The sequence below is a fragment of the Methylobacterium sp. NPDC097929 genome (assembly GCF_049543375.1).
Classification (GTDB): Bacteria; Pseudomonadota; Alphaproteobacteria; order Rhizobiales; family Beijerinckiaceae; genus Methylobacterium.
On the sequence record NZ_JBMVEP010000015.1, the window covers coordinates 65,187 to 87,604 of the forward strand.

A 22,418-nucleotide genomic window follows, 5' to 3' on the forward strand; every position below is an offset into this window, starting at 1 on the left:
GCCGGGCTCGGAAGGGATCGAAAGACTGTCCGGCTAGTAGCCGAACCGCCAGGACGGCCAGTCTTGACCGTTGTCGGCGGCCTGCACTGCCTCGCCGAGATAGGCGGGATCGCCTTCGACGATGGTGGGATCGCGGACTGGTGTCTCATCGATGACGGTGACGCAGGCAACGAGCCCGTCCTCGACCTCGACATGCACGGGAACGAGATACTGGAAGACGACGCGCCGGGGCGCCGGGCTGGATTGCGACATGGCGTAGCTCCTCGATTGGGCGAATAGACGGAGCGGCCGAAGCCGCCCCGCCAGAGCGATCATTCGGCCGCGACGAGGTGGCGTTCATCGTCTTCGCCGGCGGCCTCCTCGTCATCGCTCGCGAGAAAGTCGGGCAACGCCGCGCCATCATCCTCGCCTCCGGTCTGGGTTTCCGCCGTCGACGCCTCACCCTCGGCGACCACGCGCAGCGGCTCGGGCAGCCAGCCGGTGTCCGCCAGCAGGCGCTCGGCCTCCTTCGCCATGTCGCCCTTCTTCAGATGGTCGATGAGTTGTGCGGCCTGCTCGCCGGCGCCCTCGCGGACCGCCTGCAGGATGCGAGGCTTGGTCACCCGGTTGAGGTAATTGCCGAAGGTCGGTCGCCAGCCGGCCTCGACTAGATCGAGGCCTGTCGCCTTCGTCAGGCGGTCGGCCTGCGAAAGCCTCATGTCGAGGGTATGCTGGGATACACCGCTGCCACTATGCGGGTTTGGCCGCTCATAGAGCGCATTCACGCCATAGCTGACGCAATGCGCGAGGAGAGCCATGCGGCTGGGCTCATCCAGGTCGGCGAGCCAGTCCCACAGGGCTGCATCGTCCTTCGGGATATCGCCCGCCCAGGCGGCGTGGCGGTCCTGCACCGCACGGGCGGACGGGCTGTCCTTCAGCGCATCGTCCTGGGCCGGGAAGAAGACGTGCTTGACGCCTGCTTCCATGGCGCCCGTATACATGCGGGTCATGAAGGTGTCCGAGACGAGCTTGTGGAGGAGCGCCGTCATGGCGACGTGCGGGCTCTCCGCGACGGCGTTGCGCAGCGCGAGCGTGCGATAGGCCGTCAGCTCGATCACCAGGCGCTCCGGCAGCGGCTTGATGATGCCGTCATCCTCGTCGTCCTCGGGCTCGGCAGGCTGGCCGCCGATGGTGATGACCGCCCTCTGCACCGACGGCTCGGCCGGATCGCCGTCGGCGTCCACGCCGGTCTCGACCTCTGGATCGATCGGTGCTTCATCCTCCGCCCGCACGTAGCCACGGTCGATGGCGAGGCTGCCGTCATGGGCGATGCTGATGAAGACGCCAGCACGAGGGATGTCGTCCGCCTCGAAGCGCATCGGCCGGGTCTCGAAGGCTGCGAGCGCCGTCTCGATCTCGCCGAGGCGCTGGTCTACCTCGTCTGGCAGTTGGTCGGCGCCTTCATACTCGGCTTCGAGCTTCTGATACTCGGCATTGAGCGCCTCGATGGTCGCCTGTTCCTCGGCCGAAAGGTCGAGCGGCTCGCCCTGCAATTCCCGCAGGCCGCGCGTCGTGTCGTAGGGAAAGCTGACCGCGACCTCGATCCACTTCCAGCCTTCGGCGGCGATCGACTCGGCGGTGGCCTTGAGCTTTTCGGCGACCAGGCGGTCGAGCAGGCTCGCGTCCTGCAGCCAGCCGCCATCATCGGACTGGAAGAGATCGCGCATGACGATGCCTCCTGCCTGTTCATAGGTCTCGATTCCCACGAAAACCGCGCGCTTGTCCGCGGCGCGAACGGTTGTCTCGGTCAGCATGCGCCTGATCTGGTAAGGCTCCTTCGACCAGGCGTCCTTGATCGCGTCCCAGACCTGCTGCTGACGGGCGTGGTCGCCAGACACGGTGAAGGCCATGAGCTGCTCCAGCGTCATGCCGTCTTCGGCATAAACCTCGAGCAGCGCTGGCGACGCCGAAGCAAGCCGCAGCCGCTGTTTGACGACTTGGGCCTGCACGAAGAAGGCCGCGGCGATCTCCTCCTCGGTCATGCCCTTGTCGCGCATGTCCTGAAAGGCGCGAAACTGGTCGAGGGGATGGAGCGGCGCGCGCTCGATATTCTCGGCGAGCGAGACTTCTTCCGCGAGGATCGCGCTGTCGCGCTCGCGCACCACGCACGGCACCGGCGACACCTTGGCGAGGCGCTTCTGCTTCACCAGCAGCTCCAGCGCACGGAACCGGCGTCCGCCGGCTGGGACCTCGAACATGCCGGTCTCGTTGCCTTCGGCATCGACGACCGGGAAAACGCTGATGCTCTGGATCAGGCCGCGCCGGGCGATCGAGGCCGCCAGGTCCTCGATCGAGACACCAGCCTTGATGCGCCGGACGTTCGACTGACTCAGGACCAGCTTGTTGAAGGGGATGTCGCGCGAGGGCGACAGGACGATCTTTTGAGCTGCAACAGCCATCGGGATGTACTCCGCGACGGGCGGCCAAGAGACTCTCTCTCGACCTCCAACCCGTCACGAAAAACCCGTCCTCCCTCTCACTCTCCTCCTGGGCGCGCCCGGCGAGACCCCGGAAGGGCATCGGCGCGACCAAGGAATCTGGCAAGCGCCTCATCCTCAGGCGCATCCCGGTCGAACAGGATGTATTCCGCGCCGAGGCGCCGCGCGTATTCGGTAATCCCCACGAGATCGGCGGGGAAATTATCGCGGTCGCCTTCTCCGACCCAGATGAACCAGCCGTAGGGTGTCGCCGCGACAAGCTCGTCGCCCTGATCGGCGTGAACATTCAGATAGGAGCTCGACGCATCCGAGAGGTGAGCGGTCGAGCAATCGAAGAAGACCCGAAGCGGGTATGAGATCATGCTCATGCCGCCCTCCTTTCAAGTGCATCGGCCGCAACGTCGCGGGCAGCGGCCTCAGGCGCATGCGCCAGCAACCAGTCGGCCGCCTTGCTCGCCTGACTTGCGGCCCGAACGATGGCGCGGTTGTCCTCGCGCAGGACCTGCAGCCACGAGCCGATATAGTCGGCGTGGCGGACGGTGGGCACGATGCCGAGTGAAGCGCAGCAGAAGGCTGCGTTCATTTCGGCGACCAATTCCTCGAACGCGTATTTCTTGGTGCCGAAGCCGCCGGTCAGGTCGCGGCCCACTCGGCTCGAGTGACCCGTCGCGTGTCCGAGTTCATGCAGGGCCGTGCGGTGCCAGTTGATCGGCTCGAAATAGGCTTGTGGCGGAGGGACCTGCACATAGTCGAGCGCAGGCACGTAGAACGCCCGATCACCGGCGATGCGAAAGTCTATGCCTGAGGCGCGGATCAGCGATTCGACCTGTGGTTCGATCATCCCCTGCGGCGGCGGCGGCGCATTGACCGTGACGTCCTCCGGCAGGCCCTCGCACTGGGCTGCGTTGAAGACGGTGAAGCGCTTCAGGAACGGGATCGCCTGCACGTCCTCTCCGCTCTCGCGGGCGCGGCGTTTCTCGTCTTCTGGCGTGAAGCGGTCCGCATAGACGACGGTCGTACCGCGCGCGCCCTTGCGGACATTGCCGCCGAGCGAGAGTGCTTGACGGAAGGTGAGCCAGCTCTGGCCCGGAAAGCCGTGTTCGATCACGGCGCCCCAAAGGATCAGGATGTTGATGCCCGAATAGTGCCGGCCCGTGGAAGCGTTTTTCGGCATGGCAAGCGGGGCCTTTGCGGCCGTCGTTCCCCACGGTTGGACCCAAGGCACGCGACCGGCCTCCAGCTCGGCGACGATCTTATCGGTAATCTCGTCGTAAAGGTTCGCCCGGTCCTGGCCTGGGCGTGGCGAAGCAGTTCGTCTGGACATCGCGGATCTCCGCGACGGGCGCCGGAAGCCTCTCTCCCAACCCTAAACCCGTCACGGCAATCCGGTCCGCACTCTCACTCTCGGGGGGCGTTGCGGGGTCTCCCCGCAGAAGGGGTCGGCAGAGACCTTGGGCTCGGCCGAAGGGGAAGGCCTTCCCCCCGCGTAGGATAATGAAATGTTTATCGTGTTCAGAGGTCAGCCGTTAAGCGAACAGCGATTACCATCAGCGTTGGCGAAGTGTGTTTCCTGGGTGACCCGTCGTTGCTGCGCTTTCAGAACGAAATTCTACGAATGATCGCGAACGGTGAGCCGCTCTTCGACACGATGCGGCAACTTTGCTTGCGGGTCGAAAAGACATGGCCCGGTGTGCTCTGTTCGGTGTTCGCCATCGATCGAACGGGCGCAATGCGGCCGTTAGCGGCACCGAGCTTCCCGGAAGCCTATAGCCAGGCGCATGACGGAGTTGCGATCGGCCCCGACACCGATGCACCCGGGCGAGCTGCGTTTTCGCGCCAGCCAGTGCTCCTGGAGGATCTCGCGTCCGACCCTCGCGCCTCCCATAGTGCGGCGATCATTCATGGACTTGGCGTATCGGCGTGTTGGTCACTGCCTGTGCTTGGGGCGGCAGGCGACACGCTAGCGGTGATGAACCTCTATTTTCACGGTGCGCGTCAGGTCGCGGATGTCGAGCGAGACGTGGCTGAAGCCTGCGTGGAACTCTGCGAGACGGCCTTCCGCAGACACGAGAGTACGCTCGATCGGGACCGTCGAGCGAATGTCGATGCACTGACCGGCTTGGCCAACAGGGCGGCCTATAACGGCGCGATGGCTCAGCTTCGCTGCGACGATGTCGGGTCGTGGGCACTGTTCATCATCGACCTGGACAACCTCAAGATCGTCAACGACACGTTCGGCCATCTGGCGGGCGACGCTCTAATCCGTGCCGCGTCGGCGCGTATCGCTCGCGCGATGGCGCCGGACGTCACCTATCGGATAGGAGGCGACGAATTCGCGGTCATCCTCCAGCAGCCGACAAATGTCGCCGACCTGAATGCTGCGGCCGAACGCGTCTTCGACGAGCTCGAGGTGGCGGCGGACTGCGACGGACACACCGTCGTACCTCGCGCGACTATCGGCGGCGCGACGTTGAGCAAGACCGAACGCACAGCGACGAGCGTCGGAGAAGCGGCCGACTTCGCGCTCTACCATGCGAAGGAGACGGGCCGCGGCGGCTTCGTTCGCTACTGGCCCGGCATCGGCTCGCGGATCTCAAGCCGGCGCGCCGCGATCCGTGATGTCTCGGAAGCCTTAGCCGAAAATCGTATCGAGGCGCACTACCAGCCGATCCTGAGGCTGGACACCGGCCTCATCGTGGGACTCGAAGCCCTGTGCCGACTGCGATCGCGAAGCGGCGATCTTCTTCCTGCCGGCTCTTTCCAGGAAGCAACGACTGACGCTCATGTCGCCTCCGAGTTGACGGCCCGCATGATGGCGATCGTCGCTGCCGACATAGGTCATTGGCAAAACGCGGGATTGCTCGTCGAGCAGGTCAGCCTGAACGTATCGACAGCGGATTTCTACACGGGCAGCCTCGCCAAGAAGGTCTCCGAGACCTTCTCCAAAGGTGGCATCGACCTGAACAAGATCGTGTTGGAGATAAGCGAGGACGTCTATCTCGGTCGGAATGATCGGGTCGTAGCGCGGGAGATCGAAGTGCTGCGTGCTGCCGGGGTGCGCGTCGCCCTCGATGACTTCGGCACGGGCTACGCCTCGCTGACGCATCTGGTGAATGTGCCGGTCGATATCATCAAGATCGACCGGGCATTTGTCGCCCGGCTGTGGCCTGACGATCCGAGCACCATCATTGTGGAAGGGCTAGTCGAGATCGCCCGCCGTCTCGGCGTCGCCGTGGTCGCGGTCGGCATCGAGACCGAGGTTCAGGCGAGTCAGCTCTGGGCGATGGGCTGTGCGCTTGGTCAGGGCTACGCATTCGCATACCCCGCCGATCGCGATGCGACGGGCACGTTGCTCTACCGGCATGCATCGACCGGCGTTGGAACCATGCCGCTCTATGCCGCTCGGCAATCGTCCGGTCTGGCTAAGCTTGTCTCAAGGCGCCGCCTTTCAACGAGATGAGCGGCCCTTGGTGGCAACGTCCTCAACCGGTCGTTCCAACTAGCCGCTAGGGCGCCCAGAGGTTGCCATCGAGGCATAGCTCGCAACGTAGCCACATTTAATCTGAGCAAGCACAATCAAGTATGTGCGACGTCGGCAAAATGATTAGTCTTGAGCTTGACCCGCGATAGACCGCGCGGGCTATTCTGGCTCGGGGGTTGATCCTTTGAAATCGGTTTTCTGCTGGTCCCCGGAGGGGGCGTGTCGTTTACCCTACGGGCGGATGGGTTTGGACAGTATTGCGGTGTCATCTTGTGACACCAACGTTCCGTTCGAACTTGCGACACTCGACATTCATACGAGGATGCCCAATCGAGAAGAGGCTGATCCGGGCCGCGCAAGAGAGGTTCGATGACCGGTACGCCCGCTATCGGATGGTTCATGCTCTCAGAGGCCGATCGAGATGCGGCTCACCGATTTCTGTCGAAGCTCTCGTCGGACGGGACGCGCGACGAGCTCGGCTTCGCACCAATCCACTTCGCGTTCGCTGACCGCTTCTTCCCAGGCACTTCGGTCCAGCATCAGCAACTGCGCTATGTATTCTTTGTCGCCTGGGCGTATCAGGAGCTATTGGCGAATAGCGACGGCGGTCGTTTCGACCGCGACCGGCTCTTCGAGGTAGAGCGCCGTTACTCTCTTCGATTGATGGAGGGTGTTCCGCAGCTACAGAACTCAGGCATCTCGGGATGGATGAAGTATCAGGCACGGGAGCGCCCGGTTGTTCGCGCGAGCACGATCTACTGGACCGCCCTCCGCTCCTGGCAGATCGCAACTCCTATCGCGGGCATGGACTACGCCCCGACCGAATCGCAGCTGCAGGCCGCTTGGCCAAGGCTTATCACGCGAGACGACAGCGACGCGCTGAGGGCATCGGTCACCGATCTATTCGAAGACATCCCGCGCGCGCCTGAGGGTTGGCGGCACAAGTCCGGCGCTCTCGATTTCGAACTCCGTGGTGTGGAGGCGGAGTACATCCGTCGGAAATGGCGGCAGGCCGGTCCAGGTGGGACGCGTCCACTGCTCAGCCGCCTCGCAGAAGCCGGCGTGTGCACTGTATCGCTTTGGTCGCGGAAGGTTCAGGACGTGGCCTCTACCGAGGAGCGGGATCTGCTCGCGCTGGCACGGAGGGCGGCGTCGATCGCCTGTATTGCGCGTGCAGCCTATGCCGCACTCGTCGAGGCGAAGCGCAACGTGGACCTGGAAATCGACGAACGGCTCCATTCCGATGCGCTGCCTGAGCTCATTGCGCAGCATGGCGAGGCCGCACTGGAGACCAACCTCGACGCCCTGCGCGCGGCCACCCGCATGGATGGCAACCTCACGCGCTTCGTACAGGAGGTGCTCGAATGGGTTCGCTCCGGTAGGAAGTTGGACGGCATCTCCCGTGCCCTCGAGACCCGCGAGCGCGAGCTGAAGCGGGAGCGGGCGTACCTGCTGAACGCTAAGCGGCGCGTGGACTGGCGCAAGGACGTCGCAGCACCGCTCGACTATCGGTGGCCCGTGGTGCGGGAGATGATCATCCGCGTCGGAGTGGGCGTATGAGTTTCGACCCGGGCAGCCGCATCTCGGTTTTTGGCGCACTGCGGCCCTACGCTGGGCAATTCGTCTCGCGAGCGGTCGTCGCCACCTACTCGCTCGACCTTGTCGCACTACTCGGACTCGTCCTTGCGCTTGGCGGAGATGCTGAGGCCGAGTTCGAGAGCTCCCCGCTCGGTCTCGTGAAGGCCTTCGACTGCGTGCGCGGCAAGCTCCGCGTGCTGCATCAGGTCGGTCGCATAATCGCACCCCGAGCGCACAGGTCGATCCTGCCTCTGCTCGACACGATGATTGAGGCGATCCCGGCCAACGAGCGCCGCCAGAGCTGGCATCCAAAAGTCGCCCTCGTTCGATACGATGGCGATCCCGTCCAGTGGCGATTCTGGATCGGCAGCCGGAACTTGACTGGCTCGCGAGACCTAGACGCCGGCCTTCTCGTTACGTCCTCGCACGATAAGGCGGCGCGTTTGGTTCCGGACATCGCCGAACTGGCGCGTGGCCTTCTGGTCGAAGGCCAATTCACTGCGACTGAACTCAACGAGCTGCGCACTGCGCGCTGGCTCGCTCCTGCCGGTACGGCCATTCGGCGATTGCTGTGGCGCAGGCCGGGTGGAGACACGTCCTTCATCTCCGCGCCGTTGCTGGGTGGGGCGGAGACGGCCAGCGCGGTCAGCCCCTTCATCGATGTGACCGGACTGCGAGAGGTGCTACGCGCGGGCGCCCCCTCCGTTACCCTGCTGACGAATGACGTGTCGGCTGGCAGCTGTGCGCCGATATCCGGGATCGTCTTTCGGACAGGTGCGGCGGCGGAGCCGGAAACGACTGTCTCAGTAGACCAGCAGACCGACGACAGGACCGCTGAGTTTATCGAGCCGCTACCGGCGGGTGTTCACGCCAAGATGATCGCCGTCAGCAAGGGGAAGCGGTCGGCCATCATGCTCGGCAGCGCCAACCTGACGAAGCGCGGATTGCTTGGTCCAAACGCCGAGGCTGTCGCCATCCTCGACGTCATGGACACGGCGCTAGCCAGCTCGCTTCATAGCTTCGTGCAATCTGGCTTTGAGTTCGACTATTCCCGAGTAGACGAGGATCTCGCGAGGCTTGAGGAAAGCCGGCGGCAGCTGGATGAGCGGATCGCTCTCCTCCTCGAATGCGAGCTCGGCCTTGAATACGAGGACGGCGGACTGATGCTTACAGTCGGCGAGGGAGCGGACGCCGCACTCGCGACCGCGCGGTTCGAGGCAGCACCGTTCCTCGAACCCGACGCCTGGGTCTGGATCGAGACAGGTGTGCGAAAGGTCCGACTTCTGCGCGGGAATGTCGTGCTGAGCGAACGGACGTCGCTCGTCTCGTTCCGTGCGACCAGCCTAACGGACAGGACGATCCAACGATGCTGGGTGCTCTCGCTGCCAGTTACCGGTCTCGACCACGACCGTCGCGACCTCGCGCTCCTGACCCGATACGTTGGGGCCAGCAGGTTCCGGGATTGGCTGCGCTCGCAACTCGACGGTCTCGACGGCACGGCAGGGGAAAGGTGGTCCGACCGGCTGCATAATACGCATGAGCGCGAGCCCTCTAACGTGCCCGAGATGTTCACGCTTGAGACGATGCTGTCCGCCTGGGCCCGCGATCCTCGAGGCTTCGAGCGACGTACCGCCGGCATGATGGCGATGCTCGACTCATTTCGCGAGACTTTCGAGGAACTGCCCGACGAGGAGGAGAGGCGCGCTGCTCTCGCGGACCTGTCCGAGGTGCGGCCTTTCCTGCAGGCCGTCCACGACGCCATCCACCGGGACGTCTGATGGAGCTCGCACCGTTTCAGTCCCGCACCGTCGAAGTGGCAAGCGAGGTTCTCAAGGCAAACGGCCCGCGTCGCTTCCTCGTCGCCGACGAGGTCGGGCTGGGCAAGACCGTCATTGCCAGGACGATCGCCCAGCGGCTGCGGGCGGGACGCAGACGACTGAACGTGATGTACCTCTGTCCGAGCCTCGAGATTGCCGGTCAAAACCGCCCGAAGTTTGTCTCGCTGACTGGGATCGACCCCGATGAATACGATCCCGGCGGAGACCGTCTCGCGCTGGTCCCCGGCTGGCTGCCCGAGGAGGGGAATGGATTCCGGGTGTTCACCTTCACCCCGGAAACGAGCTTGCCCGGATGGAAGCCGGGCCCGAGGACCGGCCGGAAGACGGAGCGCGAACTGATACGCTCGGCGCTGGAACGGTTCCCTGCATTATTGTCTGCTGTGAAACGGCTCGACCGCGAGCGAGCCGCGGGAGGACGGCGATTGCTCGCCGACCGCGGCGACCTTAAGGGCTTCACCGCAATTGAGATCGAGCGGGCAATGCGGGACATCTTCGACTGCCAGTCGGGGAGCATCGAGAAAGCCGCGTTGGAATGGCTCGAGCGCGATGACGTGGATGTCGTCGAGTTCGTCGGCCGCTTCAGATCGGTCCTCGCGCTGGCAGCGCTGCGCCTCAAGAAGGTGAAGCCCGACCTCGTCGTTCTCGACGAGTTCCACCGATATGCGGATTTGATCGTTCCGAAGGCCGAGACTTCGAACGTTCGGCTAAAACATGAACGAGCGCGTATCCACCGGCTCCTCGTGGAGGCGCTTCTCGGCGGCGACGAGAGACCGGCGGTGCTTCTGCTCTCCGCAACACCATACAGGCTGCGACGCCTTGACGGCGAAGATATCCATGAGGTCGACCACTACCGATCGCTCATCGATCTCGCCGGCTTCCTCGCTGACGACGAAGGATGCCGGGCCGCCGTCGAGGAGGCGATGCGTGACTACCGCCGTGCCTTGAAGACGATCGGGACGGGGGACGCAATCCGCGCGTCGGTCCTGCGCGCCAAGGAGAGACTTGAGGCGCTCCTCCGGCCTTTGATGGCGCGGACGGAGCGCGCCTTGGTGCACAAGGAGGACCTGTTCGACCGCGATAACCCGCAAGTCTCCGTTGAGACTCAGGACCTCGTCGTGTTCAAGCACTTCGCTGAGACTGCCGGCGCGGAGTTTGCCGGCTGGGCGCCAGCGATGTGGACCTCGATCCCATACCCCGCGCAGACGATGCACGGCTACAAGATTTGGAAGTCCCTTCAGGCCGCCAAGCCCGCTCCGATCGAGGCCGGAAGCGGCAAGGGCAATCTTGCGCACCCCCAGTTGCGCCATCTCGCCCATTTGGTCGGAGATAATGCTCATCTCTCATTACCGTGGCAGCCGCCAACTGTTGCTTGGTGGCGATTGGAGGGGCCGTGGTCAGGAAGGCGGCCGCTTCCAGGCAAGACGCTGCTATTCAGCAGGTGGCGCGGCGCCCCGACGGCCATCTCGGCCCTGCTCTCAATCAACCTGTCCGGTGGACTGCGAAAGCCGAAGGAGAAGGCGCCAGTCGCGCTCTTGCGGCCCGGGGGCAGCGAAACTGGCGCTCTGGTCGGGCTCTTCATGCCGTGGCCCAGCCTGCCACTCGCGATCGAACCAAGGAAGTCGAGGGGCACGACGCTCGCGAGCGTCCGGGCGGACGCCCGTCGACAGCTCGAGGTATATCTCCAAGCGCGGCGGATTCGCCTCGACGGGACAGAGAAGCGTCCGACCTGGATCGTCGCGGCCGGAATCGAGCGCGAGATTAACGGAACAACATACCAGAGGGTGTCATCGCTGGCCGACAGGGCGAGCCGGGGCGCGAAGGCCAAGAACTGGTCCAGCCTGCCCAAGATCAACAGGGTCTCACCGGCGGAAGTGGCGGCGCTCAGCGACCACCTCCTGTCATCGCCGGGCTCGATCCTTGCGCGATGCCTTGTGCGCCACGATGTTCCGCAGGATCGGCCCCGCGATCGACAGCGGACATTCGCGTTCTTATGGGAGAACCTGCGGCCTTATCTCGGCCACAGGGCCTTCGCCGACCTCATCCAGTCATCGTCCAAGAAGAAGCGTTATCCCGACGCGCTCGCGGACGCGATGCTTAAGGGCGGCTTCGAGGCGGTACTGGACGAGCAGATGTGCCTCTTATCCAGTCTGGGCGATGCCGAAGGACTGGAGATCATCGAACAGCTTTCGGCGAGCCTGCTCGACCGTCCCGGTCTCGTGCAATTTCGCCGCGGCAGAACCAACCACCGCGTCCCAGTGCAGGCCGTGACTCCCTTCGCCGGAGGCGAACAGAGCCGCGGCGGAAAGAAGGGAATAAAGCGCCTTCGCAGCAACACCCTTCGCCGCGCGTTCAACTCGCCTTTCTGGCCGCACATGCTCTGCACAACCTCGATCGGCCAAGAGGGATTGGACTTCCATCTATGGTGCAGCCGGATCGTTCATTGGGACCTCCCGGGCGATCCGGTCGACTTCGAGCAGCGCGAGGGCCGCATCGCGCGCTACGGGAGTCTCGCGGTCCGGCGCTCGCTGGCGCGTGAGCATGGCGCGCAATCGCTCGCTGCCGCCCGTGGCTCGAGCCCGTTCGGCGAGTTGATCTCTCTCGCCAAGAGGGTCGATAGCGACCGCACGGGGCTCGAGCGGTGGTGGCTTCCAGTCGAAGGCCGCCCGACCAGCGTCAGCTTTGACTGGCGGTTCAGCCACCGAGCGGCCCGACGGGACCGCATGCTTGAGGACCTGCTCTATTACCGGCTCGCGTTGGGACAGCCAGATCCCAAGGCCTTCGTCGCGATGCTTCGCCGCGTCGGAGCTGACGAGACCGGAGCGCGAGAACTCGCGATCGACCTCTCGGCTATCTCGCGTGCCTCTGCAGCGGTCGTTACCGAAAGTCTCTCGTCTTCACCTTGATCGTGTCCAGGTGGAGATCTGGGATGAAAATGTCGCGCGGTCGAACGGTCCGGGGCGGCAAGCCACGTGGATCGGGCGTCGGCGAGCCATGGTGAAACTCGTCGCCTCGACCATGTGGTAATGGGAAGGCGGTCTCTCGATCTCCGACGCTCGCCAGATCGGCGGAGAGGTCCGTGAGCCGCTGGGCGACGAGATGGACCACTTCGCCCTCGCGCTGGACGCGACCGCGAACCGCGATCATACCCGCGGACAGGATCGTGCGACGGTTCTGCTCGAAGACCTTAGGCCAAACCACGAGGTTCGCGATGCCGCTTTCGTCTTCCAGCGTTATGAACATGACGCCCTTGGCAGACCCTGGCCGCTGTCGGACCAGCACGATGCCGGCCGTTTCGAGCCACCGGCCGTCACGCGCCTCCATAGTTTCGATGCAGGTGACCATTCGGCGCCGCCGCAGGTCTTGCCGGAGGAAGGATACGGGGTGATCCCGTAGAGACAGGCTGACGTGGCGGTAGTCTTCGACGACATCGCCACCGGCCGTCATGGGTCGGAGGACGATGGCCGGTTCGGCAACCTCGGGCACGATTTCCGCTTCGCGGGCCGAGGCCGCAGCAAAGAGCGGCAATGGCTCATCCCGAAGGGCTTTGATCGCCCAGAGCGCTTCCCGTCGAGCAAGACCAAAGGGCGGCCGGAAACCGTCCGCCTCAGCGATCTGCGTCAACGCGCCCACGGGCACGCCAGCTCGGCGCCAGAGATCGTCCACCGACATGAATCGGTGTCCCGCCCGGGCAGAGACGATCGCTGCGCCATGGGCGTTCGCCAGACCCTTGACCATGCGCAGGCCGAGCCGAACAGCAAATCGGCCGTCATCATCGATCGGCTCGAGCGTGCAGTCCCAACGGGACGCATTGGCGCACACCGGTCGCACCTCGATGCCATGATCTCGCGCATCACGCACGATCTGGGCCGGCGCGTAGAACCCCATGGGCTGGCTGTTCAGGAGCGCTGCGCAGAAAACGTCGGGGTGCCAGCACTTCAGCCAGGCCGACGCGTAGGCGATAAGCGCAAAAGAGGCTGCGTGGCTTTCCGGAAAGCCGTAAGAGCCGAAGCCTTCGAGCTGCTTGAAGGTCTGCTCGGCGAAGGCAGCGTCGTAGCCATTGGCCACCATGCCGGCGATCAGCTTGTCCCGGAAATGCGATACACCCCCGGTGAACTTGAAGGTCGCCATCGACTTGCGCAGCATGTCGGCTTCCCCGGGCGTGAACCCGGCGCATTCGATCGCGACGCGCATCGCCTGCTCCTGGAACAGGGGAACGCCGAGCGTCTTGCCCAGAACCTTCTCGAGCTCTGGCTTCGGATAATGGACAGGCTCCAGCCCCTCCCGGCGACGAAGATAGGGGTGAACCATGTCGCCTTGAATCGGCCCAGGCCGGACGATGGCGACCTGAACGACAAGGTCATAATAGGTACGCGGTTTAAGGCGCGGCAGCATGGACATCTGCGCACGGCTTTCGATCTGGAAGGTGCCGAGCGTATCGGCCTTCCGGATCATCGCATAGGTGCGAGGATCCTCGGCCGGGATGGTAGCCAGATCGAGGTTTACGCCCTTGTGCTCGGCGAGCAGATCGAGCCCTTTCTTCATGCAGGTCAACATGCCGAGCGCCAGGACGTCGACCTTCATGAACTTGAGAGCGTCGATATCATCCTTGTCCCATTCGATGACCTGGCGATCGACCATCGACGCGGGCTCGATCGGCACGAGATCGTCGAGGCGGTCCTGGGTGAGCACGAAGCCGCCAGGGTGCTGGCTGAGGTGGCGGGGAGCGCCCATCAGCTGTCGGGCAAGGTCGAGCGTCATCCGAAGGCGCCGGTCGGCGAGGTTGAGGTTCAACTCCTCGACGTGACGCTTCTCGACGCCTTCCTCTGACCACGCCCACACCTGCGACGACAGCGTGCCGATCAGGTCTTCGGGCAGGCCGAGCGCCTTGCCGACGTCCCTCAGCGCGCCCTTGGTGCGATACCGGATGACGGTCGAGCACAGCGCGGCATGCTCTCGGCCGTAGGTCTCGAACACCCACTGCATGACGATCTCGCGCCGCTCATGCTCGAAATCGACGTCGATGTCGGGCGGCTCGCGCCGTTCCTCGGAGATGAATCGCTCGAACAGCAGGTCATTGCGGCCTGGATCGATCGAGGTGATGCCAAGAACGTAACAGACGGCGGAGTTGGCGGCCGATCCGCGACCCTGACACAGAATGTCCTTTGACCGCGCGAAGCGAACGATGGAGTTCACGGTCAGGAAATATGGGGCGTATTCCAGCTTCTCGATCAACCGCAACTCATGCTGGAGGGCGGCAGTCACGCTCTCGGGTACGCCCTCGGGATACCGTTCAGCGGCCCCCTCCCAGGTGAGCTTCGCCAACGTCTCCTGGGGCGTGAGTCCGGGATCGTCGCGCTCTTCCGGATACTGGTATGCAAGTTCGTCGAGGCTGAAGCGGCAGCGGTCCGCGATCTGCAGCGTCCGGGCAAGGGCCTCGGGATAGCGGCTGAACAGACGATGCATTTCGTCCGGCGGCTTGATGTAGCGATCGGCATGTCGCTCTCGCCGATCGCCAAGCGTATCGATCGTGACGTTGTGACGGATGCACGTGACCACGTCCTGCAGGATTCGCCGGGCCGGCTCGTGGAAGAGGACGTCGTTCGTCACCACGGTGGGCACGCGCATCTGTGTGGCCATGTTCGAAAGCTCATGCAGTCTGAGCTGATCGTTCGGCCGGCGGCGTAAGGTGAGCGCGAGATAGGCTTTGTCGCCGAAAGCGTCCCGCAATCGCCGGAGCCGGAACGCGCACTCGTCATCCGCCAGGTCGGGTACTAGCGCGACGATCAGGCCTTCGCCATACGCGACGAGATCAGGCCATTCGAGGACGCACCTGGCCTTGCCCCCCCGCTTTTTGCCGAGGGACAGAAGACGGCAGAGGCGCGAATAAGCGGGTCGATCCGTCGGATAGACGAGCACGGATGTCCCGTCAGCGAGGTCGAGCCGGCAACCGACAACCAGGCGAACGCCGGTGGTCTTGGCCGCTTCATGAGCACGGACGACGCCGGCGAGCGAATTCCGATCGACGATGGCGACGGCCTCGATCCCAGCCAAGGCCGCTTGCGCAAACAGTTCCTCGCAGGAGGACGCGCCGCGCAGGAAGCTGAAGTGTGAGGTGACCTGCAGTTCGACGTAGCGAGGTGAGCTCATCCGAAGACCCCGTGGATGAACCAGCGGTGCGACCCCGTTGCCGTGTCTTCGCCGTCACCGGCACAATAAAGCCAGTAGCGTTCGCCGGCGTCGTCCTCGACCCGAAAATAGTCTCGGACGGCGACCAATTCGGCGTCGCGTTTCCACCACTCTCCGAACACGCGCTCCGGTCCATCACCCCGGCGGAGTCGGCGGCGCACGCCGCGCCAGGTGAATGAAACGGGCGGATGATCAGGCAAGAGCGCTACAGTCTCGACCTGTTCCGGGTGCGGCAGCAGACGCGAGGGCCGCGGCCAATGGCCGGGCCATGCTGCGCCCGTATCGGCGGCCATCGCCGGAATGCGGCCAACGGAGCGTTCCGGAACGTCGCTCGCAACCGGCGCCAGCCGATAGAGCGCCTGCTCACCCACCCGGTTCATAAGCGTATCGATCAGGTCCGAGACGTCCGGCACACTCTCCTCGATCAACGAACTGACGGTCTGCCGACGCTCGATCGGCTCAGCGACGCTGGCCGCAAGCGTCATCACCTCGATTCCGAAGCCAGGCTCGATCGTCTCGATTTTGTCGCATAGGAGGCGCGTCAGGCGCTTTGCATCCCGGACCGGCGTCGCCATTCCAACCCGGACCGCCTGTGAGCGACTGTCGACACGGTGGCAGATGAGGTCGAGGCGTCGCGCGCCGAGACCCGCTGCCTCGAGGCGGTCGCAGAGCTGATCGACGAGCTTGGCGATGTAGCGGGCGATGGTCTCCGCCGCGCCGATCGGTTCCGCGAACGATCTGCGCACTTCGATCAGGTCGGCGGGTCGAACCGGATCGATCGGCTCTGACAGATCGCCCAGCGCTTGGTCGATACGGCGGCCGATTGCTGGACCGAAGCGCAGGGTGAGCGGCGCACGCGGCTGCGCGAGGATATCGCCGATGGTTTCGAAGCCAAGCGTTCGCAGCGCCGCGACGATCGAAGCGTCGATGCGCAGCGCGGCCAGCGGAAGCGGTTCCAACAGCGATGCATCATGACGTTCAGGAGCGATTATCGTTGGACGGGCTGCAAACCGGGCCAAGGCGTGGGCCGCGCCCCAGCTGTCGGCGATGGCGCCTCGAGCGGCGATACCGGACATGGCCAGCCTACCGATCAGGCCCTCCAGCATGGCAGCTTCGCCGCCGTGAAGGTGGTCGGCTCCGGTCGAGTCGATGATGATCCCGTCTGGAGGATCAGGGGCCACGACAGGCGCGTAGCGCAGTAGCCAGGTGGCGAGCCGATCAAGTGCCTCCACATCGGCTGCCGGCTCGGCATCTTCCACGACGAGGTCTGGCACTAGGACCTGAGCCTTGGTCACAGGCATGCCGGGGCGAAGGCCGGCGGCCATGGCTGGGGCATTCGCCGCCAGCACCACCCGCCTATTTCCTTCCCGGCCAATCAGGACGAGCGGCGCCTCAGCCGGAGGCGCCGCGTCGCCAGCCTTCCGCCGGAGCCGGTCGGTGGACCAGCTCGGCAGGAAGAGCGAGACGACCCGTGTCATCGCACGCCTCCAACTCGAAATCTGCACTCTCGCCCGCGCGTGCGCGGATCAGTTCGACCAGCCAGCGGGCACGCCCTACGCCCGGAACAGGCAGAGGTGTCGATGGCACCATAGACACGCGCCAGCGTGTCATCGCGGCGGTGGGTTGGCCGAAATCAGTGGCCTCGGTCTGTCGTCGCCAACGCCGCAGCGCGATCCCGATCGATCCGCTTCCCTCGGCCGCCAACTGAAGGCGGCGCGAGGCTGTCATGGAAAGCCGCGCCACCTCACCGAGAACCGCCCCTAGGCCACCATGGCGGAGCCCTTCCTCCATGCAGGCCAACACGGTCTTGTCATCGCCTGCTTCGAGATAGATTACGCGATCGGACGCGAGACCAGCTTGAGCGATCGCCGGCGCGAAGAGATCTGGACGGGTGATGCACCACAGAATCTTGCCCTTGGTTCGAGCCGCGACGCCCGCGCTGAACAAGGCTGCTGCGGCGCCATCGACCGCGCCATTCCCACCGCCGGCGATCTCATGCAGCGCGCCGAGCGCTAACCCGCCACCGGGGAGTCGCGAGTCGACGTCGGCAATCCCAAACGGGAGAACCGATTTGGCGCGCCGGCTCCTGCCTTCGATCTTTTCGATCTGCGCTCTCAAAGACTCTATGGCGGGCTCGGGCCGCACTCTTCCAACTGACCTCCGGACATGTGTTTGCCATCATGTTCCCTTTTTGTTCTTGGTTTTTGGTGATGAGTCAAGGCAGTACGAACAGCCTTCAGACACTCCCCAGCTTGGTATCGAGGTGCTCTGCCCATAACGAGGAATCAAAATAGCCGCTCGGCGATACCCTGAAGTCCTCTCTCAAACGCTCGCTACCCAATGGGAATCTGTGCGTTTGTCCATTTTCCCTTGTCGTTGTCTGAAGGAATGTGGGGTCGAATTTGATCAACGGTGCGGATGTGAAGGATGGGAGGGTTTTTATCCATATCCCAAACGTGAAACAGGTATGCCTCGCCAATCTGATCAGCGTTGTCCCATTCGTTCCGCGAAACGTAGAATCTTAGAGGGGAAGCAATCGTCGATTTAACTTCGATCAGCAGATTACTTTCTCCGACGCCGGTAAGCCGATAGGACAGGACGTCGTAACCTGCCGTGTTATCGTCAATTGCCATCCAAATGGGATCTCTTTGAATCCCCAACTTTGCGAGTTCAGTCCTTTCGTGTGCCATCGACAAGGATTCTGCGTATCGCGCCCGCACCAACCTCTCCTGGTCGAAGTTTAGACGCACCCGGCCTTGGACGAGGTCCCACCAAGAGATGTCGCTATCTGAAGGCGGATCATCCAGAAGCTTCGCTTCACGAAACACGCTCCGAATATCACGATAGTCCGCGCCTTTAATCCGCTTGATAAATCGCCCGCGCCCCAACGTCATAAGCTTTGCAAATGCCGGCATTTTGAGAATAAGCACAGCCAGGATGCACTCACGATAAAACATGACAGTTTCGTGCGGAGCATCTGTTGCCACCAGAAAATGAAGCTCTCTCGCTGCCTCAAGGTCATACATCTTCGCCTGCGGCGAATGGGCAATCAGCGCTTCAGGGCAAGCTTCGAGCGTAACTTCTGGGACTGTCGCGATAGCTGCGCGCATGAGGCGCAGACCTTCGAAGGCTGAAATGCTGAAGAGGCGATCAAATTCCACGGTCAAGCCTCTTCTTGAGGTTCAACCGGCTGCTTACCTTCCAACTCTTCTACTAGATCGACTAGATCCTGCATGTCCACATCGTAGTCGATGGGATCGTCAGCCTCGTCTTCATCAAGCGCGAGCTGGCGCAGATCAGAGTCATCGAGCAAGTTTTCGAGCCCGTGGATTTTTTGCGCCAGTCGCCGACTCACGGAAAGATCGACGCTCCCCAAACCAGCGGGTGCCTTGGTGCGATAGATGTGAATGTTCGTTTCGGTCCCAGGCTTCAGCCCGAGACGGTGAATTCGATCTATCGATTGCAGGTAATGCGTGGAGACATAGCTTCGGTCGAGATAGATGGCGTCGTGACATACAGTGTGCAGGCTGATGCCCTCACCAGCGGCTGCTGGGTTCGCGATCATCACTTTGCAGAACGGGTCCTGGTGAAATTTTGCGAGACGGCCCTCTCGCGTACTCATGTCCGTGGCTTCGCCAGTGGGAATGGCCCCATACAGCGACACGGGATTCAGGTCGGCCAAAAGACGTTCGAGATCGAGGATCGACTGCGTAAAGATGGTCCAGATGACGGACTTCTTTCCCTCTTTCGCCAATGCGCGCGCGTGCGCACACACCGCTTTCATCTTGAGAGATGCACCTTCTTCTACGACCTTGTCGGCGATGCCCGAGGAGATGTCGCGCATGTCCCGCGTCATAGCTTGCAGCGCCAACGTAGGATTAGTCGAAAGCTGCAAGAGGCGCATGACAGACTTACGCGCGGATAAGAAATCCGGCTGACTTGCCCTCGACATGGCCTTGGTAATTTGTCGGAGAACCTCCTCTTTAACGACGCCGTAAAGCGCTAACTGGCCATCGGCCATCGCCACATCATGGAAATGCCGGACAGCAGGTTTAAGGCCCAGCTCATGCTTCGTCGTGCGGACATACAAATCACCGAGCACCTGGCGCGGCGATACGCCCCGCTGGATTTGAAGATCGTATCCCTGACCCGGCCACAGGAAGCTAAGTTGGGACGCCATGTCATTGGCATCCTGTGGCATCGGAGTTCCGGAAAGAATGTCGCGGCGCGCCGGCGAGGACGCGATATTGATGAGGAACGCCCCTCTCTGTGATGCAAGCCCCGCCTTCATGCGATGTGACTCGTCGAGCACTAAATGGACGGATTGTCGCGAGAAGTAGGCAGCAACGAGCGATTGTTGCCTGACGAGCAAATCGTAGGACATCAAGAAGCGACGAGCACCGCTCCGAAGGGCCACTTCATTCTGCAAGTCGCTGCCCGACAAGACAGTGAATTCTTCACGGACCCACTCTGGCGCATTCGCATCTACGCACTCCGCTACGATTCCGCGCCACGCCGGAAAAGCCGCTTTAGGAGCCACTACAAAGAGGTGGGCATCGGGTTTGGCCGCGAGCAAACTTAGCGCTAAGGTGACGGTCGTTTTGCCCGCTCCGGGTACCGAGAAGTTCGCCCCATGCGGCAATGAGAGTAGGCGCGCTAAATCCCTCAACTGGAAGGGTTTGAGCTGCCGCCGAAATCCAAGGGCGTCCAACCGCGGCTGAATCTCCCTTTCGTCGATTTGGAGCACCAACGTGTCCTTCGACGCGCGGGCCTTTTTCGTCTCGACTACGAAAGCCGCAACCTTCGCCCTTGCGCGGTCGGTCGGTACAAGTCGAAACGCCAACGCCTTCTGAGTGCTCGCACTCCCGAACTCACGGATGACGCCAAGCACTTCAGGCCAAGGAAGGTCGATGACATCATCCAAAAGGATGGCGTCGGCCTGAGCAGAAAATCGAGCCTTTAAGCGTTCCCAAATCGGCGAGATGCCTTCGTCGCCGGTCTTAGACAGCGTTCCCCGGACTCTCGGCGTGTCGTAATCGATCCCAATTTCGAGAGGCATTGCGCGGCCCGCTTCCAACCTAAGACTTCAGCTTCGCGATTTTGCCTTCAAGCTCCGCAACGATTTTCTTTATGGCATCAAGCTGCTTGGAAATTTTCGGAACGGTCGACTTCTCGGCCCGTGACATATCGACGGAAGCAAGTTTCGTGTGGGCTTGCTGGACCGCCTTCAGCGCAGCCCCGCCAGACTTCTGACCCTTGTCTAGCTGGATTTCCGTCTGCGCAGCTTCGATCAGCGCTTCGATAGCCGCTTCATTGTCTTGTGCACGAAGGGCGGCAATTACCCCAGCAAAGCTTGTGGGCTGTGGCTCGTCCCCGATGTCGATTGCGAAGTCGTCAGCGCCATCGTCATCATCGGCCTCCTCAACTTCGGTCACGATGCCCAGTTCACCTGCGACGCGGTCGAGGACATTATCCGCAAGCGTGCCGATAGCAGGATTGTAGTCGTAGAGGCGTCCTTCAAGCCGGCCCTTGTTCTGATAAAGCGACCACGCAATCGCACGGCTGGCCTCTTTCATAGCCTCCGACTTACCTTCAAGGAGCTTCGGCAAGTCGCCGAAAAGCTGTTCTGCGTCCTCGCGGATTTCGCTGTAATTCCCTTTAGTGCCTGGAGCCTCCTTGAGATAAAGGTCAGCCTCCGCCAGCGTTTGGATGGCGTACTTTACGTCCTTCTCTTTCCGGCGAAGCTGATCGGCGACTACCTTTGGCGTGCGTCCGAGATTGACCAGGCGACTGATCAGCTGCGCCTCGCCGATCCAGTCGTAGTCCAATTTTGTTTCTGGCACCGCCTGCAAATTTGCTTCGATGTCGACAATTTCTTCGGCGGTTGCATCGGCTGGCAAGACGAGCACGTCGATGTGGCTGAAGTGCGCGAACTTGCTGCCCTGGTCATAAAGCTCTCGAAGCGCCGCGAGCCGACGGTTGCCATTTACGACAATTCCGCCCGCCGTGATCAGTAACGGTTGGCGTTGCCCCTCCGTCTCAAGCACATCTGACACAGGCACGACCGAGTCGGCTTTGCCCTTGAGGGAGAGGCGGTGCAGGAGCTGATGCTGAGCTTGCTGAACCTCTTCGGACTCTGTACCTGCAGCGAAGTAGTCCGACTTCTTTCCATTCTCGGCGATGTAGTCGCGCTGATCTGTGAAAGTACGGAAGTTCTCCATGCGATAGACCGGAAGGTCAATCGGCACCTGGATGAACGGCAGTTTATGGACGCGATTCCGGAAGCCGTAAAACTCTCGCTTTTCGGTTGCCGCAACCACTTTGCTGGCAATTGTCGCGGCGCGGCTGACAGGCGCGGTGAGCTGGACCTTATACGGCATCGCTGGCTCGCCCTTATTCGAACGCGATCAGGAGGATAGGCACGTGGATGACCTGCGCGAAGACCGCCAGCTCTTTTGAGACACGCTCAAAATTGGCGATGTTGCTGCCGATTTTTGAAGCGGCGAACTTTGTGGGCAGGGCGAACGCGGCCGCCTTGATCCGCTTCGATTGAGCGAGATATTCCAGCTTCAACAAGTCATAGGGCGCGCGGCTCATGTTTCCGGTTTGAACTTGGAACGCGAGATCATCCTTGATGGCGGTGACCGTGTTACGCAGCTCCTGATCGATCTTAACGTTCAGCGCCCAACCTTCCGCCGTAAATTCAGCGGCGATGTGGTTGCGGATGTCGTTGGTGCAACCAGGCTGCATCTTGATCGCAGGAGCCTCGAAGACATCCGTGATCCACTCATAAAGGTCGCGCTCTTCCCACGCGGCCCGCCCGTGATGGTGATCGTAGATGAATTGAAGCTTCATCCG

At 62.7% G+C, this 22,418-nt stretch carries 15 protein-coding genes; 4 read left to right on the forward strand and 11 right to left on the reverse strand.

The window, feature by feature from the left end; all coding sequences use genetic code 11:
* Positions 1–33: 33 nt before the first annotated feature.
* The 4 genes from ACPCJR_RS23320 to ACPCJR_RS23335 all read right to left on the reverse strand — a co-directional run bounded on the left by ACPCJR_RS23320 (position 34) and on the right by ACPCJR_RS23335 (position 3,801).
* Positions 34–252: a hypothetical protein gene (locus ACPCJR_RS23320; protein WP_126006062.1), complete on the reverse strand. Its 219-nt coding sequence runs from the start codon at positions 250–252 to the stop codon at positions 34–36.
* Between the two features lie 59 nt (positions 253–311).
* A complete protein-coding gene (locus ACPCJR_RS23325; protein WP_126006064.1) occupies positions 312–2,438 on the reverse strand; it encodes a ParB/RepB/Spo0J family partition protein in 2,127 nt (708 codons plus the stop codon).
* Between the two features lie 77 nt (positions 2,439–2,515).
* Positions 2,516–2,845 carry a hypothetical protein gene (locus ACPCJR_RS23330; protein WP_126006066.1) on the reverse strand — a complete coding sequence of 110 codons (330 nt, stop codon included), beginning with the start codon at positions 2,843–2,845 and terminating at the stop codon, positions 2,516–2,518.
* Positions 2,842–3,801 (reverse strand): ArdC family protein, encoded by a 960-nt coding sequence (locus tag ACPCJR_RS23335; RefSeq protein ID WP_126006068.1) that lies wholly within the window; start codon positions 3,799–3,801, stop codon positions 2,842–2,844. Before ACPCJR_RS23335 ends, ACPCJR_RS23330 begins: the two co-directional genes overlap by 4 nt.
* A gap of 261 nt (positions 3,802–4,062) precedes the next feature.
* Here ACPCJR_RS23335 and ACPCJR_RS23340 point away from each other — a divergent pair, with 261 nt between their 5' ends.
* The 4 genes from ACPCJR_RS23340 to ACPCJR_RS23355 all read left to right on the forward strand — a co-directional run bounded on the left by ACPCJR_RS23340 (position 4,063) and on the right by ACPCJR_RS23355 (position 12,277).
* Positions 4,063–5,937 (forward strand): putative bifunctional diguanylate cyclase/phosphodiesterase, encoded by a 1,875-nt coding sequence (locus ACPCJR_RS23340; RefSeq protein WP_312203783.1) that lies wholly within the window; start codon positions 4,063–4,065, stop codon positions 5,935–5,937.
* Positions 5,938–6,327: 390 nt separating this feature from the next.
* Complete coding sequence (locus ACPCJR_RS23345; protein ID WP_024588025.1) at positions 6,328–7,518, forward strand: DUF6361 family protein; 1,191 nt, start codon at positions 6,328–6,330, stop codon at positions 7,516–7,518.
* A complete protein-coding gene (locus tag ACPCJR_RS23350; protein WP_126006072.1) occupies positions 7,515–9,314 on the forward strand; it encodes a hypothetical protein in 1,800 nt (599 codons plus the stop codon). The genes ACPCJR_RS23345 and ACPCJR_RS23350 overlap by 4 nt, the downstream gene beginning before the upstream one ends.
* A complete protein-coding gene (locus ACPCJR_RS23355) occupies positions 9,314–12,277 on the forward strand; it encodes a DEAD/DEAH box helicase (RefSeq protein WP_126006074.1) in 2,964 nt (987 codons plus the stop codon). The genes ACPCJR_RS23350 and ACPCJR_RS23355 overlap by 1 nt, the downstream gene beginning before the upstream one ends.
* Here ACPCJR_RS23355 and ACPCJR_RS23360 read toward each other — a convergent pair.
* From ACPCJR_RS23360 to ACPCJR_RS23390, 7 genes are all read right to left on the reverse strand, one after another.
* Positions 12,249–15,521 (reverse strand): error-prone DNA polymerase, encoded by a 3,273-nt coding sequence (locus ACPCJR_RS23360; protein ID WP_126006076.1) that lies wholly within the window; start codon positions 15,519–15,521, stop codon positions 12,249–12,251. The two genes, ACPCJR_RS23355 and ACPCJR_RS23360, sit on opposite strands and share 29 nt — an antisense overlap.
* Entirely contained in the window at positions 15,518–17,038 is a 1,521-nt protein-coding gene (locus tag ACPCJR_RS23365; RefSeq protein WP_126006078.1) for a Y-family DNA polymerase, read from the reverse strand. The genes ACPCJR_RS23360 and ACPCJR_RS23365 overlap by 4 nt, the downstream gene beginning before the upstream one ends.
* Positions 16,953–17,705: an ImuA family protein gene (locus ACPCJR_RS23370; protein WP_024350861.1), complete on the reverse strand. Its 753-nt coding sequence runs from the start codon at positions 17,703–17,705 to the stop codon at positions 16,953–16,955. Before ACPCJR_RS23370 ends, ACPCJR_RS23365 begins: the two co-directional genes overlap by 86 nt.
* Before the next feature lie 188 nt (positions 17,706–17,893).
* On the reverse strand, positions 17,894–18,721 hold the full coding sequence (locus ACPCJR_RS23375) for a DUF3883 domain-containing protein (protein ID WP_241231374.1): 828 nt from the start codon (positions 18,719–18,721) through the stop codon (positions 17,894–17,896).
* Between the two features lie 2 nt (positions 18,722–18,723).
* The gene (locus ACPCJR_RS23380) at positions 18,724–20,619 is read right to left on the reverse strand and encodes an SNF2-related protein (RefSeq protein WP_126006082.1); all 1,896 of its coding nucleotides are present in this window, start codon (positions 20,617–20,619) and stop codon (positions 18,724–18,726) included.
* A gap of 19 nt (positions 20,620–20,638) precedes the next feature.
* Positions 20,639–21,940, reverse strand: coding sequence for a hypothetical protein (locus ACPCJR_RS23385; protein WP_066765843.1), 1,302 nt, complete (start codon positions 21,938–21,940; stop codon positions 20,639–20,641).
* A gap of 13 nt (positions 21,941–21,953) precedes the next feature.
* Complete coding sequence (locus ACPCJR_RS23390) at positions 21,954–22,415, reverse strand: BglII/BstYI family type II restriction endonuclease (RefSeq protein ID WP_066765845.1); 462 nt, start codon at positions 22,413–22,415, stop codon at positions 21,954–21,956.
* Positions 22,416–22,418: the final 3 nt, after the last annotated feature.